Below are 14240 nucleotides of genomic sequence, written 5' to 3'. Positions count from 1 at the left end.
CTAGGTATGTCCCCCAGGTTCCCAGCGGGCGCGCCTTCGGGCAAGGGACTAGGGCGTAGGGCCTAGCGACAAACCGGGTCGACCGCCGCAGCATAGGGGCTCGCCAACGCGTCTTCGGACGCCGCCGGAGCCCCAACCATGGACCCTCGACACCGACCCACTCCGCTGGCCTTCAACGCCTTTGTGGCACGTGCTGGCGGCATGGCGGTGCTGATGGTGATTGCGTTGGGCGCTCTGGCGCTGGCGCCCGCGCGGCCCGCCCAGGCGGCGGAGATCTACCGCTACAAGGACCCCTACGGCGTCTGGCGCGCCATGAAGGTGCCGACCGGCTACGCCAAGCATTACAAGCGGGCGCAGACGCGGGCGGCGTGGCGGGGCAATGGACTGAAGGTCTGTCTGGACTGTGCGCCGCAAGCCGGCGACGGCGCGCGGCTGGCGGCGCTGGCGCCGACGTCCCGCGCGCTGCGCTGGGGCGAGGCCAAGGTGCCCACCGCGCACGATGGCCTGATCGAACGGGCCGCCCAGGATTCGGGCGTGGACCGCGCCTTGCTGACGGCGGTGATCGCGATTGAATCGGGTTTTCGCAGCGATGCGCGTTCGCCCAAGGGCGCGCTGGGCTTGATGCAGCTGATGCCGGCGACGGCGGCGGCGGTGCTGGCGGTGGACGACATTGAGCGCGCGTTGGTGGACCCGGCAACGAATGTGCGGGCGGGTTCGCGACACCTGCGCCGCCTGATCGACCAATATCCCGGCCGGTTGGATCTGGCGCTGGCGGCGTATAACGCGGGGGAAGGGGCGGTGCGCAAATACGATGCGGTGCCGCCGTATGCCGAAACGCAGGCGTATGTGCGGGACGTGACCGCCCTGTACGAGCACTACAAAACGCCTTGAAAGAAACGGGCGGCAGGCTTGCCGCCCGACGCCCGTGCCGTCTGCATGCCTAGATGGCGGCGAAGACCTTTTCAGCGATATCCAGGGTGGACTGGATCACCGCGTCGTCGTGCGTGGCCGACACGAAGCCCGCTTCGAATGCTGACGGCGCGAAGTGCACGCCGTGATCCAGCATGGCGTGAAAGAAGCGGTTGAAGGCGGCGGTGTCGCATTGCGAGACTTCGGCGAACGACGTCGGGATCGTGTCGCTGAAGTAGATGCCGAACATGCCGCCCACCGAGTCAGCCGAAAACGGCAGGCCGGCGGCGCGGGCGCGCTCTTGCAGGCCCTGGGCCAGCTTGGCGGTTTGCGCGGACAGCTTGTCGTAGAAGCCGGGCGCGGCGATCAAGCGCAGCGTGGCCAGGCCGGCGGCCACGGCCACCGGGTTGCCCGACAGCGTGCCCGCCTGGTAGACGCCGCCCAGCGGCGCGATGTGCTTCATGACTTCGGCGCTGCCGCCGAAAGCGCCCACCGGCATGCCGCCGCCGATCACCTTGGCCAGCGTGGTGATGTCCGGCTTGACGCCGGTCAGCCCCTGCACACCTTGCGGGCCCACGCGGAAACCGGTCATCACTTCGTCAAAAATCAGCAGCGCGCCGTGCTGGGTGCAAACTTCGCGCAGGCCTTCCAGGAAGCCCGGCGCGGGCTTGATCAGGTTCATGTTGCCGGCAACCGGCTCGACGATGATGCAGGCGATGTCCGCGCCGTGCTGGGCGAAGGCTTCGCGCACGGCGTCCAGGTTGTTGTATTCCAGGGTCAGCGTGTGCGACACGAATTCCGGCGGCACCCCGGCCGAGCTGGGGTTGCCGAAGGTCAGCAGGCCCGAACCGGCCTTGACCAGCAGGCTGTCGGAATGGCCGTGATAGCAGCCTTCGAACTTCACGATCTTGGCGCGGCCGGTGGCGCCCCGCGCCAGCCGGATCGCCGTCATGGTGGCTTCGGTGCCCGAGCTGACCAGGCGCACCTGTTCCAGGGAGGGCAGGCGCGAAATCAGCACTTCGGCCAGGTCGATTTCGGCTTCGGTGGGGGCGCCGAACGACAAGCCGTTGACGGCGGCTTCCTGCACCGCGCGCACCACTTCAGGGTGCGAATGGCCCAGGATGGCGGGGCCCCACGAACCCACGTAATCGATGTACTGCTTGTCGTCCGCGTCCCACACGTACGGCCCTTGCGCGCGCTTGATGAAGCGCGGCGTGCCGCCCACGGAGCGGAAGGCGCGCACGGGCGAATTGACGCCGCCGGGAATGCTGCGGCAGGCGCGATCGAAAAGCTGTTCGTTACGGGACATGGCGTTCAAGGCTTGCGAAGAGGGTTGACGGAATAGGGCGCGGAGCAGGCCGCCGCGGCGGCTCGGATGCTGGGCGCTTCGAAAAGGGCGGTGATGACGGCGATGGCGTCGGCGCCGGCCTGGGCAACCAGCGGCGCGTTGTCTGGCGTGATGCCGCCGATGGCGACCACGGCGGGCCGGGGCGCATCGCGCTCATCGACCAGGCGGCGCGCTTCGGTCAGCACCGACAGCGGCGCGCGCACGGTGTCCGGCTTGACGGTGGACGCGAACATGGCGCCGAAGGCGATGTAGTCGGCGCCGGCGTCCAGCAGTTCGCGCGCGCGGGTCAGGTCGTCGTAGCTGGAGCCGCCCAGGATCAGGTCGGGGCCGGCTTCGGCACGGATATGCGCCAGGCTTTCGTCGTCGCGGCCCACGTGCGCGCCGTCGGCGCCCACGTCCAGCGCCAGGCGCCAGTCGTCGTTGATCAGGAACACCACGCCAAGCTCGCGGCACAGCGGCGCCAGGGCGCGCGCTTGCGCCGCGCGCACGGCATCAGGCACGTTCTTGCGGCGCAATTGCAGCGAACGCATGCCGCCTTCAGCGGCTTTGCGCACGGCTTGCAGCAGGCGGTCGGTGTCGTCCCATTCGGGCGTCACGCCATACAGGCCCGAAGGAAAGCGCAGGGGTTTCATTGCGGTTGGATCCGGTTGGGAATGCGCCGGCCCATGCCCGGCAGGAAGCTGGCGGCCACCGAGGCATCGGCATGCGCCAGGCCCTGGCGCACGGCTTCGGGCATGTCCAGCCCGCGCGCCAGCATGGCGGTGATGGCCGTGGCGGCCAGGCCGCCGGCGTCGCCGTTGCGGTCGGGCGGCGTCTGCCAGGGCCAGGTGTGGGTCTGGCCGCTGGGGCCGAGCAGCACGTTGGCAAAGTGCCCGGGCCGCTGCGGGCTGCCCAGCACCAGCACCCACTGCGCGCCGGCCGCCACCAGGGCGTGCATGGGCGAGGGGGCGTCCCCGATATCGATGTCGCCGTCGGCGTGCCACTGGGCCAGGCGCAGGTGCTCGATGACCAGCAGATTGGTTTGCGGCAGCACCAGTTCCAGCGTCGCGGCCAGCAGGTCGTCGGCGTCGTCTTCATCGGCCGCGTCGGCGGGCAGCGGGGCGCGCTGGCCCAGGTGCAGCACCAGCGGCACCTGGCTGTAGTCGGCCGCCACCTGCGCGGCCACGCTTGCCGTTTCCGCGGTGTATAGTCCGCCCACCTTGATGGCCTGCACGGACATATCTTCCAGCAGGCAGCGTGCCTGGTCGTCCAGCAGGTCGGGCGAAACGGGATGGATTTCTTCGATGCCGGCAGTGTCCTGCACGGTCAGCGCGGTCACGGCCGCCAGGCCATGACAGCCCAGGCGGGCGCAGGTAACGGCGTCCGCGGGCAGGCCGTCGGATCCCGAGGGATCAAACGGGCCGAAGACCAAAACGAGAGGGGGGGTAACGGGGGCCACGTGGACAGCGCTTGAGCTTTGAGCGGGGTACCCGGACTCATTTTGAGGTGAATCAGGGGAACCCCTATTGGGTTTCGGTAAGATTGTCCCCATTCTAATGGAAGCCCCCCACCTTTGCCCCACCACGGGGAACCGGGTCGGGATTTGATGTAAGAGAGAACTATGCGTACTTGGATGTGTCTGATTTGCGGCTGGGTCTATGACGAAGAGGCCGGCCTCCCCGACGAAGGTATCGCGCCCGGCACCCGCTGGGAAGACGTGCCGCCGAACTGGGTCTGTCCCGAATGCGGCGCCCGCAAAGAGGATTTCGAATTGATGGAAATCTGAACCCGACCCGCTGACCCATTCCGCCAGGGCTCGTAAGATGGGGCATCGCCCCATCCACCGCAACCGACGACGGTCTGCCGACAGGCAAGAAGGCCACACTGCCGTGTGCCACGTCGACGGTTCTTTCAGACTACCCAAAGGGGTTGCCATGACGGAAAAACACCACGAATCCGCCACCACGCAGGCGGCCAACTTTGCCAACCAGTTCCTGATCGCCATGCCCGGCATGGTCGAGGGCAGCCTGGCCGGCTCGGTCATCTACGTGTGCGAACACACCGAGCGCGGCGCGCTGGGGCTGGTCATCAACCGGCCTACCGACCTGACGCTGGGCACCTTGTTCGAGCGCATCGAACTGACGCTTGAAATCGGCCCCGTCAAAGACACGCTGGTTTATTTCGGCGGCCCGGTCCAGACCGACCGCGGCTTTGTGCTGCACGCGCCCGCGGGCGACTACAGTTCCAGCATCAAGATGGGCGCCATGGCGCTGACCACCTCGCGCGACGTGCTGCAAGCCGTGGCCGACGGCAACGGCCCCGAACGCATGCTGGTCACGCTGGGCTATGCCGGCTGGGGCGCGGGGCAGCTGGAAAGCGAGATGGGCCAGAACGCGTGGCTGAACGTGGGCGCCGACGATCACATCATCTTCGACGTACCCGCCGAAGACCGCTACCCGGCCGCGCTCAAGCTGCTGGGCATTGATCCGGTCATGCTGGCGGGCGATGCGGGCCATGCCTGAAGAAACCCTGCTTGGCTTTGACTTCGGCGAAAAAAAGATCGGCATCGCCATCGGCAACACGCTGACGCGGCAGGCGCGCCCGCTGGAAATCATCTTCAGTGAAATCCGCGATGCGCGCTTTGGCCGCATCGCGGCGTTGCTGCAGGAATGGCAGCCGCACCGCGTGGTGGTGGGGCTGGCGTTGGATGCCGATGGCGGCGAACAGCCCGCCACCGCGCGCTGCCGCCGCTTTGCCAATCAACTGCACGGCCGTTTTGGTATTGCCGTTGAACTGGTCGACGAACGCGGATCCAGCATGGAAGCGCAGCGGCTGCTGGGCACGCACGCCGCCGACGACGCGATGGCGGCGGCTGTTATCCTGCAACGATATCTGGATACCCTGCCAGCGCCGTGATACGCGCGGCCCGGCCTCTTCTATGCTCAATCCGCAACTTGATCGCCGCGGCGAACTCATTCATCTGCTGACAACGGAAGGGCTGCCCAAGCGCCACGTCCAGCGCTTGCTTGACGAGGCGCGCGGCTATGCCCGGGTGGCCGAGACGGCGCCGACGCTCTCCGCGCCTGACCCGGCCACGTCCGTCCCTGCCACACCCGTCCCTCCCACGCCCGACACGTCCGTCGCGCCATGCCCCGTGTTCCTGTCCCCGGGTGATGACCGCGAGGCGTACGCCGCCTGCGCGACGCGCCTGTCGCTGCTGCCCGTAGCGCTGGACGCGCAAGCCGTGGACGCGCACGCCGGCGACCCCCTGGCGCAGACCGTGGCCGGTTTGCAGCCGGGCGTGCTGGTATTGCGTCACGCGGCCAGTGGCGCGGCGCATTGTGCCGCCGCGCATGCCGCGCCGGGATTGCGCGTCCTGAATGCCGGCGACGGTACGCATGCCAACCCCTTGCCGGCCTTGGCGCTGGTGCAGGCGATGCTGAACGCGAAGTCGGACCTGACGAACCTGGCCGTGACGCTGGTGGGCGACGTGCGCCATTGCGGCGTGGCGCGTTCCGTCATCCACGCCATGACCACGCTGGGCGTGCCCGAAGTGCGCGTGGTGGCGCCGCGCACCTTGCTGCCGGAAGGCCTGCCGCAGTTGGGCGTGCGCGAATGCGGCAGCCTGTACGAAGGCTTGCTGGACGCCGACGTCATCATCGTCTTGCCGTTGAAGGTTGAGCAGATCAGCGGCGCGCTGCTGCCGTCCGCACGCGAATACGCACACGGCTATGGCCTGACGCCCGCCGCGCTTGCCGCCGCCAAACCGGATGCGCTGCTATTGCCCGTGGGCGCGTTGACGCCGGGCGTGGAGGTGGACGGTGACGTGGCCGCCGGCCTGGCGCCCGTGCAGGCGCAGTTGGCCGACCTGGAACAGCATCTGCGCCTGGCCGCCTTACGCCTGCTGGCCGGAGACGCGCCATGAGGCTGCATATCGCGAACGGCCGCTTGATCGATCCCGCCAATGCGGTGGACGGGCGGCATGATCTTTACCTTGCCGATGGCCATGTGGTCGCGGTGGACACCGCGCCCGACGGCTTTCACGCCGACCGCGTATTCGATGCGCAGGGCTTGGCCGTGTTGCCCGGGCTGGTCGACCTGTCGGCCCGCGTTGCACAGCCGGGCCACGCCACGGGCCTGGCCTTCGCGCCCGCCGAATTGCGCGCGGCATTGGCGGGCGGCGTGACGCGTCTGGTGATGCCGCCGGATGCCGACGCCGCGCCGGACGAACCGGGCAAGGTCGACGCGCTGATGCGCCAACAGGAAGCCGGCGAACCGCGCATCCACCCGCTGGGCGCGATGACGGTGGGGCTGGCGGGCCAGACGTTGACGGAAATGGGCTTGCTGGCGCAGGCGGGTTGCGTGGCTTTCGCACAGGGCGAACACGGCATCGCGGATACCCGGGTGCTGTGGGGCGCGATGCGTTATGCCAGCGGCCTGGGCCACACGCTGTGGCTACGCCCGCAAGACCCGTGGCTGGCGCCGGATGCCGTGGTGGCCAGCGGCGCCTATGCCGAACGGCTGGGGCTGGAAGGCCTGCCGCCGCAAGCGGAAACGATCGCGCTGAATACGATTTTTGAATTGCAACGGGCGACGGGCGCGCGCGTGCACCTGACGCGGCTGTCCACGGCGGCGGGGCTGGCGCTGCTGCGCGCGGCCAGGCGCGAGGGGCTGGCGGTGACGGCGGACGTGTCGGTTCACAACCTGCACCTGACCGACGTGGATATCGGTTTCTTCGACACGAACTACCACCTGCAACCACCGCTGCGCGGCCAGCGTGACCGCGACGCCATCCAGGCAGCGTTGGCCGAAGGCCTGGTTGCGGCGCTGTGTTCGGACCACGCGCCCGTCGACACATTGGGCAAGGCGGCGCCGTTTGCGTCGTCCACGCCCGGTGCAACGGCGTTGGAACTGCTGCTGTCCTTGACCTTGAAGTGGGCGCGCGACCATCGTGTGCCGCTGGCCGACGCGCTGGCGCGCGTCACGTCGGGCCCCGGCGCCGTGTTGAGCAACCTTGGCGCAACGCAGGCCGGGCAACTGGGCATCGGCGCACCCGCCGATGCCTGCGTGGTGGACCTGGACGCCGAATGGCTGGTGGCGCCGTCGGCGCTGCAAAGCCGCAGCCCGCACACCCCGTTCGCGGGTATGATGCTGCCCGGTCGGGTACGCGCCACCGTGGTCGGTGGCCAGCTGGCCTGGGAGACTTCAGTTTGAAGCTGCTGCGCTTTGTCCTACGGCTGGCCCTGGTGCTGCCGCTGATTGTCTATGGCCTGTTTTGCGTTGGCCTTGTCTACCCCTTCATCCGCCCTGCAACGCGCGCCTGGCTGAACCGTTCATGGTCCCGCGCGTTGATGGCCGTATGCGGCCTGAAGGTTACCTTCAAGGGCGATCCCCGCATGACCGGGCCCGTGCTGCTGGTGGCCAACCATGTGTCGTGGATCGATATCTTCGTGCTCAATTCCGCGCGCCCCACCTCGTTCGTCGCCAAAAGCGAGATCCGCAAATGGCCGGTGATCGGTTGGCTGGTGGCGGGCGCCGGCACCTTGTTCATCGAACGGGGCCAGCGGCACGCGGTGCATGCCATGGGCGAGGCCATGCAGGCGCGTTTCAAGCTGGGCGATGCGGTGGGGCTGTTTCCCGAAGGCACCACGACCGAAGGCTTCGACCTGCTTGGGTTTCATGCCAGCCTGTTCGAACCGGCGCGTTCGGCGGCCGTTGAAATTCAGCCGGTGGCGCTGCGCTTCTTGCGGCACGGCAAGCGCGACGGCTTTGCCGCCTTTGTCGGCGAAGAAAGCCTGGTGGCCAATCTGTGGCGCGTGTTGGGCGCAACGGGGCTGGCCGTTGAAGTGGTGTTTCTGCCGCCCCTGGCGGCGCGGCATCCGGACGGCAGCCTGCCCACGCGGCTGGAGCTGTCGCATCAGGCCCGCGACGCAATCCTGCGCGTGTTGTAACGCCCGCGCTAGACCCGCCGGCGCGCTTCAGATGCCGCCGGAAAACTCACAGCAACTCTCGGCCAGCTCGGCCACGCTTTCACAAAAGGCCACGTCCGCATCGCGCCGGAACATCGCGCTGTAGACCGATTGCGGCGGCGCGGTGCTGGTGCGCGCGATCACCAGCTGCTTCTTGCTGACCATGTCCGCAAAGTAATCGCGCGGCAGGCAGCTGACGCCAAAGCCGGCGGCCGTCAGCCCGGCCATTGCGATCAGGCTGTTGATCGTGAAGATGTTGCTGTCCGGCGTGTGCGGCCGCAGCCACCCGTCATAGATCATGTTCAAGCCCGATTCGCGGCTTTGCCGCAGCAGCGGCAGGCGCGCGATGTCGGCGGGCGTGTAGACGCGGCTGGCGTCGATCAGGTCGGGGCTGCCCATCCATGCGAATTCCAGTCGCTGTAGCGCGACCACCTGCAAGTTGGGTTCCGCGAATTCGCCATGCAGGAACGCCATGTCCAGCTGCCCGGCCTGCAAGCGCTTGAGCAGGTCGGCGCCCAGGTCGATGTGCGGCTCAAGCGTGATGCGCGGATAGTGCGCTCGCAGCAGGCGGATCAGCGCGGGCAGCCACGTCATCGCCGTGATCTCGGTGATGCCGAAGCGGAAGGTGCCCGTCAGTGTGTGCTGACCTTTCAACCGCACCAGCAAGCGGTCGCGATGCCCCAGCATGTCTTCGGCCAGCGCATAGACTTCGTGCCCGCGCGCCGTCAGTTCCGCGCGGTGGCCCGAACGGTCGAACAGCGCCACGTCGAAGTCCGCCTCCAGTTCCTGGATGCGCTTGGTGATGGCCGATTGCGTGGTGTGCAGCTTTTGCGCCGACGCCGAAAACGTGCCCAGTCGCACGGTCCAGTACAGCGCCTCGATCTGCTTGAATGTCAGCATGTCGCGCCCCGTGCAAGGGTGATGTTCATTCCGAAATTTCCGCCTAGGGCTAACCCGTATATTCCAAAAAGAGATAAAGCTCGTGGAAATTTAATCCCTTTTTCTGAAAACGAAAAGCTCGCAACATGCGATCTGAACCCACCCCGGCCGCCCGGCATCCCGAAGCCTTACACGCTTGCCACCGGCGGCTTTCGATAGAGGACGTTGCAGATCGTCATGGCCCAGATTCTTACCGGCGCACGCCAATTGCCGGCTTCCCCCGTTGCTCCCGCCGCCATACTCCAAGCCCTGGCCGGCATCGTCACGCCGCACCTTAGCGACAACCTGGCGCGCCGCGAAGGTATCTCGGGCCTGCACCGCTACAACCGCGGCGGCAAGCTGGTCGGCACTGCCCTGACCGTCAAGACCCGCCCCGGCGACAACCTGATGATCTACAAGGCCATGATGCAGATCCAGCCCGGCCACGTGCTGGTGGTGGACGCGGGCGGCGACTTGTCCAACGCCGTGTTGGGCGAAATCATGAAGCGCTATCTGCAAGTGCACGGCTGCGTCGGCGTGGTGGTGGACGGCGCGATCCGCGACGTGGCCGCCTTCGAGGCCGACAGCTTCCCCTGCTATGCGCGCGGCCACATCCATCGTGGCCCGTACAAGGACGGCCCCGGCGAAGTCAACGTGCCCGTGTCGATCGGCGGCCAGGTCATCCAACCCGGAGACATCCTGGTGGGTGACGAAGACGGCCTGGTCAGCTTTCCCGCGTCCGACGCGCAAAGCCTGATCGAGGCCGCTCACGCGCATGCCGCCAAGGAAGAACGCATCATGGCCGAGATCGCCAAGGGCGATAAGACGCAAAGCTGGATGCAGGCCGCGTTTGCCGCCAAGGGGCTGGCATGAGCGCCGCCGACACCGCCTTCCTGGCTGACCGCGCCCTGGCCATCAAGCCGTCGCCCAGCATGGCCGCCAAGACACGCGTGGACCAGCTGCGCGCGCAAGGCCGCGACATTGTGGACTTCACTGTTGGCGAACCCGACCTGCCCACCCCCGCGCACATCGTGCAGGCCGGCATCGACGCGCTGAACAGCGGCGACATCCGCTACACCGCATCCGTCGGCGCCAAGCCACTGCTGGAAGCGGTGCGCGCCAAGTTCCAGCGCGAGAATGGCCTGGACTACGGCCTGGACGAACTGATCGTGGGCGTGGGCGCCAAGCAGCTGATCTTCACGGCGCTGGCCGCTTCCGTGCAGGCCGGCGACGAAGTCATCATCCCCGCGCCGTACTGGGTGTCGTACCCGGACATGGTGCTGGTCAACGATGGCAAGCCGGTGGTGGTTGCCTGCCCCGAAGCCGACGGCTTCAAGCTGACGCCGCAAGCGCTGGAACAGGCCATCACGCCGCGTACGAAATGGCTGCTGCTGAACACCCCCGGCAACCCCACCGGCGCGATGTATGGCGAAGCGGAGCTGCAAGCGCTGGGCGAGGTGCTGGCGCGCCATCCCCAGGTGTGGTTGCTGACCGATGAAATCTACGAACACCTGGCGTACGGCGATGCGCGCCATGCCTCGCCGGCGGCCGTGGTGCCGGCGCTGGCGGGCCGCGCGCTGACGATCAATGGCGTGTCCAAGGCCTATGCGATGACGGGCTGGCGCCTGGGGTACGCGGGCGGTCCCAAGCCGCTGATCCGCGCCATGGCGACGCTGATCTCGCAAAGCACCAGCTGCGTCAGCGCCATCAGCCAGGCCGCCGCGCGCGTGGCCCTGACCGCCGACCAGCGCTGCGTGGGCGATGCCGCCGCTATCTTCCATGCGCGCCGCGACCGCATCGTGGCCTTGCTGAACGCCGTGCCGGGTCTACGTTGCCCGCAACCGCAGGGCGCGTTCTACGTGTATCCGTCGGTTCAAGGCTTGCTGGGCAAGCGCACGCCGGCCGGCCGCATGCTGCAAAGCGACCTGGACGTGGTGATGTACCTGCTGGATGACGCGGGTGTCGCGGTGCTGGACGGCGCGGCCTATGGCTTGTCGCCGTACTTGCGCCTGAGCTTTGCCACGTCGATGGAAAACATCGAAGAAGGATGCCGCCGCATCGCCCAGGCTTGCGCGGCGCTGGATTGACCTACATACCGATACTCAAGGGGAATAATCATGAAGACCACCATCGCCAGCATTCTTGCCGCCGTCGGCGTTGCCGCCACGCTGGCGCCCGCCGCGCACGCGGACACGTTGCAGGACATCAAGGCGCGCGGCAAGTTCATCTGCGGCACCATGGGCACCGCCGAGCCCTTCAGCTTTCAGGACCCCAAAACCCGCGCCGTGGTCGGCTATGAAGTGGACATGTGCCAGGCCGTGGCCGACAGCCTGGGCGTACCGCTGGAGCTCAAGCTGATCGCCGTCGAGGCCCGCATCCCCGAACTGATCGCCGGCCGCGTCGACGTGGTGGCCGCCAACCTGGGCTGGAGCCCCGAACGCGCGCAGCAGATCGATTATTCGCACCAGCATTTCGTCAGCCTGCAAAAGATCCTGGCCCGCGATGCCGAGAAAGACCTGAAGGCGCCCGCCGATCTGGCCGGCAAGCGCATCAGCGCCGTGCGCGGCTCGTCGTCCGAGCAAGGCGCGCGCAAGAACATCCCCAACGTAGACCCCGTGACGTTCAAGGACCCCAGCGGCGCGTTCCTGGCCTTGCAGCAAGGCAAGGTCAGCGGCTTTGTCGGGTCAGAGCTGATGCTGGTCAAGCTTCAGCATCAGGCGGCCACCAGCGCGGTGCCCGTCAAGATCCTGGAACCGGCGCTATTCGTCGAGCCCTGGGGCATGGGCGTGCGCAAGGGCGACACGGCAATGCTGAACCAGGTGAACAAGGTGCTGGACGGCATGGAGGCATCGGGCCAGGCCGGTAAGGTGTTCGACAAGTGGTTTGGCGCCGGTACGCAATTCAACATGAAGCGCGACTTCCGCATCGAAGCCATCAAGGGTTGACGCGCGGCGCGCGCTGGAGCCTGTCTCGATGCATTACGTCTTCGACTTCAACGCCATTTTCCAGGGCGAGTATCCGACGTGGCTGTTCAGGGGGTTCGTGACCACCCTGGCGCTGGCGGGGCTGTCCTGGGTCCTGGCGTTCTGCGTGGGCAGCCTGTTGGCGGTGATCCGCCTGACGGGCTCGCCCGTGGCCAACGCGGTGATCGCCACCTATGTGGCGTTTCACCGCAATGTGCCCATGCTGGTGCACATTCTTTTCTGGTACTTCGGCGTGCCGGCGCTGTTGCCGCAAGGGGTAAGCGACTGGCTCAACAGCCACGGCAGTGAATTCATCATGTCGTGCATCGCCATCGCGCTGGTGATGTCGGCCTACATCTGTGAAGACCTGCGCAGCGCCGTGCGCGGCATTGCGCCGGGGCAGGTCGAGGCCGCGCGGGCGCTGGGCCTGGGCTTTCTGCGCACCATGCGCTGCGTGGTGCTGCCGCAGGCGTTTCGCATCGCCATCCCGCCGCTGCTGAACCAGACGCTGCTGCTGTTAAAGAACACCAGCCTGGCAATGGCGATCGGGGTGACGGAGCTGACGGCGGCCGGGCGCGAAATCGAGAACTACACCTATCGTACGTTCGAGGCCTATGCGGTGGTGACGGTGATTTATCTGGTGCTGTCGTTCCTCATCATGGGTGGCGGCGCGATCTTGCAACGACGGTATCGTCCGCTGGGGGCGCGCTGATATGTGGGACATCCTGAAAGACAACTGGTTGCTGCTGCTGATCGGGCAGTATCCGCACGGCCCGGTGGGCGGCCTGGTGGCTACGCTGGGCCTGGCGGCAATCAGCCTGGCGTTGGCGCTGCCCTGCGGCGTGCTGCTGGCGCTGGGGCGGATCAGCCCTTACCGGATCTTCTATTGGCCGTCGTCGGCCGTGGTGTACCTGGTGCGCGGGCTGCCGCTGCTGATGTTCATTTTCTGGGCGTACTTTTTCGTGCCGCTCATCATCGGCCGCCCCGTGGCGGGCACGACCACGATGGTGGTTGCGCTGGTGTGCTACGAAAGCGCTTACCTGGCCGAGATCATCCGCGCCGGCATCCAGGCGTTGCCGCCCGGCCAGCAAGAGGCCAGCCGGGCGTTGGGCCTGTCGTATATGCAGACGATGCGGCGCGTGATCCTGCCGCAGGCGCTCTACAACATGCTGCCCAGCATGCTGAGCCAGTTCGTCTCGACGGTAAAGGAAACGTCGCTGGCCTACGTGATCAGCGTGCAGGAGCTGACCTACGCCGCCAACCAGATCAACAGCGTCTTGCTGACCAAGCCGTTTGAAGTGTTCGGATTGCTGGCGATGACCTATTTTGTTTTGAATTTTGGCCTGAGTTCATTGGTGCACCTGACCGAACGGCGTATCGGCAGACGGCGCGCCGGGCTGGGGGCCGCCCCTAAAGTGGTGCCGACATGATCCGATTTACACAAGTGCAGAAGTGGTATGGCGATTATCAGGCGCTGGCCGACGTGACCGAAGAGGTCAGGCAGGGCGAAGTTGTCGTGGTGTGCGGGCCGTCGGGGTCGGGCAAATCCACCTTGATCCGCACCATCAACCGGCTGGAACCCATCCAGAAGGGCCTCATTGAAGTGAACGGCCAGGACATCTACGGGCCGAAGGTGCACCTGGATCAGCTGCGCAGCCACATCGGCTTCGTGTTCCAGCAATTCAACCTGTTCCCGCATCTGTCCGTGCTTGAAAACCTGATGCTGGCGCCGCTGCAATTGAAACGCGCGCGGCGTCCCGAGGCGCGCGAGCGGGCGCTGCAATTGCTGGAACGCGTGGGCCTGTCTCACAAGGCGGATGCGTATCCCGCCCAGTTGTCCGGTGGTCAGCAGCAACGCGTGGCGATTGCGCGCGCCCTGGCGATGAACCCGCCCGTGATGCTGTTTGACGAGCCGACCAGTGCGCTGGACCCCGAGATGGTGGGCGAGGTGCTACAGGTGATGAAGGGCCTGGCCAAGGACGGGATGACGATGGTGTGCGTAACGCACGAAATGGGTTTCGCGCGTGAAGTCGCGGATCGGGTGTGGTTCATGGACGCGGGGCGCATCGTGGAAACGGGCACGCCCGACGTGTTCTTTAACCGGCCGGCAACGGTGCGGGCGCAAAAGTTCCTGGCCGAAATCCGTCACTAGCG

Annotated in this window: 17 protein-coding genes; 13 read left to right on the top strand and 4 right to left on the bottom strand. The window is 66.9% G+C overall.

Annotated elements, in window-relative coordinates:
- Positions 1–138 precede the first annotated feature (138 nt).
- Entirely contained in the window at positions 139–891 is a 753-nt protein-coding gene (locus tag V6F88_RS22260) for a lytic transglycosylase domain-containing protein (protein WP_332612282.1), read from the top strand.
- 49 nt (positions 892–940) lie between these two features.
- Here the strand turns inward: V6F88_RS22260 and hemL are convergent, their stop codons facing one another.
- Genes hemL through V6F88_RS22245 form a run of 3 tightly spaced genes read right to left on the bottom strand, consistent with a single transcriptional unit; the run spans position 941 to position 3695 of the window.
- Complete coding sequence (gene hemL / locus V6F88_RS22255) at positions 941–2218, bottom strand: glutamate-1-semialdehyde 2,1-aminomutase (RefSeq protein ID WP_332612280.1); 1278 nt, start codon at positions 2216–2218, stop codon at positions 941–943.
- Positions 2219–2223: 5 nt separating this feature from the next.
- A complete protein-coding gene (thiE, locus tag V6F88_RS22250; RefSeq protein ID WP_332612278.1) occupies positions 2224–2889 on the bottom strand; it encodes a thiamine phosphate synthase in 666 nt (221 codons plus the stop codon).
- Positions 2886–3695, bottom strand: coding sequence for a hydroxymethylpyrimidine/phosphomethylpyrimidine kinase (locus V6F88_RS22245; protein WP_104145197.1), 810 nt, complete (start codon positions 3693–3695; stop codon positions 2886–2888). The genes thiE and V6F88_RS22245 overlap by 4 nt, the downstream gene beginning before the upstream one ends.
- 162 nt (positions 3696–3857) lie before the next feature.
- Between V6F88_RS22245 and V6F88_RS22240 the strand changes: the two genes are divergently transcribed.
- From V6F88_RS22240 to V6F88_RS22215, 6 genes are all read left to right on the top strand, one after another.
- The gene (locus V6F88_RS22240) at positions 3858–4022 is read left to right on the top strand and encodes a rubredoxin (RefSeq protein ID WP_003814980.1); all 165 of its coding nucleotides are present in this window, start codon (positions 3858–3860) and stop codon (positions 4020–4022) included.
- 148 nt (positions 4023–4170) lie between these two features.
- Entirely contained in the window at positions 4171–4758 is a 588-nt protein-coding gene (locus tag V6F88_RS22235; RefSeq protein WP_046806555.1) for a YqgE/AlgH family protein, read from the top strand.
- Positions 4751–5152: a Holliday junction resolvase RuvX gene (gene ruvX / locus V6F88_RS22230; protein WP_046806574.1), complete on the top strand. Its 402-nt coding sequence runs from the start codon at positions 4751–4753 to the stop codon at positions 5150–5152. Before V6F88_RS22235 ends, ruvX begins: the two co-directional genes overlap by 8 nt.
- Positions 5153–5174: 22 nt before the next feature.
- On the top strand, positions 5175–6161 hold the full coding sequence (locus V6F88_RS22225) for an aspartate carbamoyltransferase (protein ID WP_332612276.1): 987 nt from the start codon (positions 5175–5177) through the stop codon (positions 6159–6161).
- The gene (locus tag V6F88_RS22220) at positions 6158–7450 is read left to right on the top strand and encodes a dihydroorotase (RefSeq protein WP_332612275.1); all 1293 of its coding nucleotides are present in this window, start codon (positions 6158–6160) and stop codon (positions 7448–7450) included. Before V6F88_RS22225 ends, V6F88_RS22220 begins: the two co-directional genes overlap by 4 nt.
- On the top strand, positions 7447–8187 hold the full coding sequence (locus V6F88_RS22215; protein WP_332612274.1) for a lysophospholipid acyltransferase family protein: 741 nt from the start codon (positions 7447–7449) through the stop codon (positions 8185–8187). The genes V6F88_RS22220 and V6F88_RS22215 overlap by 4 nt, the downstream gene beginning before the upstream one ends.
- A 27-nt stretch (positions 8188–8214) precedes the next feature.
- Here V6F88_RS22215 and V6F88_RS22210 read toward each other — a convergent pair whose 3' ends face one another.
- Positions 8215–9105: a LysR family transcriptional regulator gene (locus V6F88_RS22210; RefSeq protein WP_332612273.1), complete on the bottom strand. Its 891-nt coding sequence runs from the start codon at positions 9103–9105 to the stop codon at positions 8215–8217.
- 216 nt (positions 9106–9321) lie between these two features.
- On the opposite strand from V6F88_RS22210, the gene V6F88_RS22205 reads away from it, so the two are divergent.
- Genes V6F88_RS22205 through V6F88_RS22180 form a run of 6 tightly spaced genes read left to right on the top strand, consistent with a single transcriptional unit; the run spans position 9322 to position 14238 of the window.
- A complete protein-coding gene (locus V6F88_RS22205; RefSeq protein WP_332612272.1) occupies positions 9322–9996 on the top strand; it encodes an RraA family protein in 675 nt (224 codons plus the stop codon).
- On the top strand, positions 9993–11210 hold the full coding sequence (locus tag V6F88_RS22200; protein ID WP_332612271.1) for an aminotransferase class I/II-fold pyridoxal phosphate-dependent enzyme: 1218 nt from the start codon (positions 9993–9995) through the stop codon (positions 11208–11210). Before V6F88_RS22205 ends, V6F88_RS22200 begins: the two co-directional genes overlap by 4 nt.
- Positions 11211–11240: 30 nt before the next feature.
- Positions 11241–12068: an ABC transporter substrate-binding protein gene (locus V6F88_RS22195; protein ID WP_332612270.1), complete on the top strand. Its 828-nt coding sequence runs from the start codon at positions 11241–11243 to the stop codon at positions 12066–12068.
- Between the two features lie 28 nt (positions 12069–12096).
- Entirely contained in the window at positions 12097–12798 is a 702-nt protein-coding gene (locus V6F88_RS22190) for an amino acid ABC transporter permease (protein WP_332612269.1), read from the top strand.
- Position 12799: 1 nt separating this feature from the next.
- The gene (locus V6F88_RS22185; RefSeq protein WP_046806546.1) at positions 12800–13516 is read left to right on the top strand and encodes an amino acid ABC transporter permease; all 717 of its coding nucleotides are present in this window, start codon (positions 12800–12802) and stop codon (positions 13514–13516) included.
- Complete coding sequence (locus tag V6F88_RS22180) at positions 13513–14238, top strand: amino acid ABC transporter ATP-binding protein (protein WP_332612267.1); 726 nt, start codon at positions 13513–13515, stop codon at positions 14236–14238. The genes V6F88_RS22185 and V6F88_RS22180 overlap by 4 nt, the downstream gene beginning before the upstream one ends.
- The last annotated feature ends 2 nt before the right edge of the window (positions 14239–14240 follow it).

This window comes from Achromobacter sp. ESBL13, from assembly GCF_036668755.1.
Classification (GTDB): Bacteria; Pseudomonadota; Gammaproteobacteria; order Burkholderiales; family Burkholderiaceae_B; genus Achromobacter.
Note: the sequence above shows the minus strand (reverse complement) of the source record. Positions and strands in the feature narration are given on the sequence as shown.

Bases quoted from the DNA above. Each gene is read 5' to 3' on its own strand.
- V6F88_RS22240 (WP_003814980.1), top strand. From the start codon at position 3,858: ATGCGTACTTGGATGTGTCTGATTTGCGGCTGGGTCTATGACGAAGAG.
- V6F88_RS22235 (WP_046806555.1), top strand. From the start codon at position 4,171: ATGACGGAAAAACACCACGAATCCGCCACCACGCAGGCGGCCAACTTT.
- V6F88_RS22180 (WP_332612267.1), top strand. From the start codon at position 13,513: ATGATCCGATTTACACAAGTGCAGAAGTGGTATGGCGATTATCAGGCG.
- hemL (WP_332612280.1), bottom strand. From the start codon at position 2,218: ATGTCCCGTAACGAACAGCTTTTCGATCGCGCCTGCCGCAGCATTCCC.
- ruvX (WP_046806574.1), top strand. From the start codon at position 4,751: ATGCCTGAAGAAACCCTGCTTGGCTTTGACTTCGGCGAAAAAAAGATC.
- V6F88_RS22210 (WP_332612273.1), bottom strand. From the start codon at position 9,105: ATGCTGACATTCAAGCAGATCGAGGCGCTGTACTGGACCGTGCGACTG.
- V6F88_RS22195 (WP_332612270.1), top strand. From the start codon at position 11,241: ATGAAGACCACCATCGCCAGCATTCTTGCCGCCGTCGGCGTTGCCGCC.
- V6F88_RS22185 (WP_046806546.1), top strand. From the start codon at position 12,800: ATGTGGGACATCCTGAAAGACAACTGGTTGCTGCTGCTGATCGGGCAG.
- V6F88_RS22260 (WP_332612282.1), top strand. From the start codon at position 139: ATGGACCCTCGACACCGACCCACTCCGCTGGCCTTCAACGCCTTTGTG.
- V6F88_RS22190 (WP_332612269.1), top strand. From the start codon at position 12,097: ATGCATTACGTCTTCGACTTCAACGCCATTTTCCAGGGCGAGTATCCG.
- V6F88_RS22225 (WP_332612276.1), top strand. From the start codon at position 5,175: ATGCTCAATCCGCAACTTGATCGCCGCGGCGAACTCATTCATCTGCTG.
- thiE (WP_332612278.1), bottom strand. From the start codon at position 2,889: ATGAAACCCCTGCGCTTTCCTTCGGGCCTGTATGGCGTGACGCCCGAA.
- V6F88_RS22205 (WP_332612272.1), top strand. From the start codon at position 9,322: ATGGCCCAGATTCTTACCGGCGCACGCCAATTGCCGGCTTCCCCCGTT.
- V6F88_RS22220 (WP_332612275.1), top strand. From the start codon at position 6,158: ATGAGGCTGCATATCGCGAACGGCCGCTTGATCGATCCCGCCAATGCG.
- V6F88_RS22200 (WP_332612271.1), top strand. From the start codon at position 9,993: ATGAGCGCCGCCGACACCGCCTTCCTGGCTGACCGCGCCCTGGCCATC.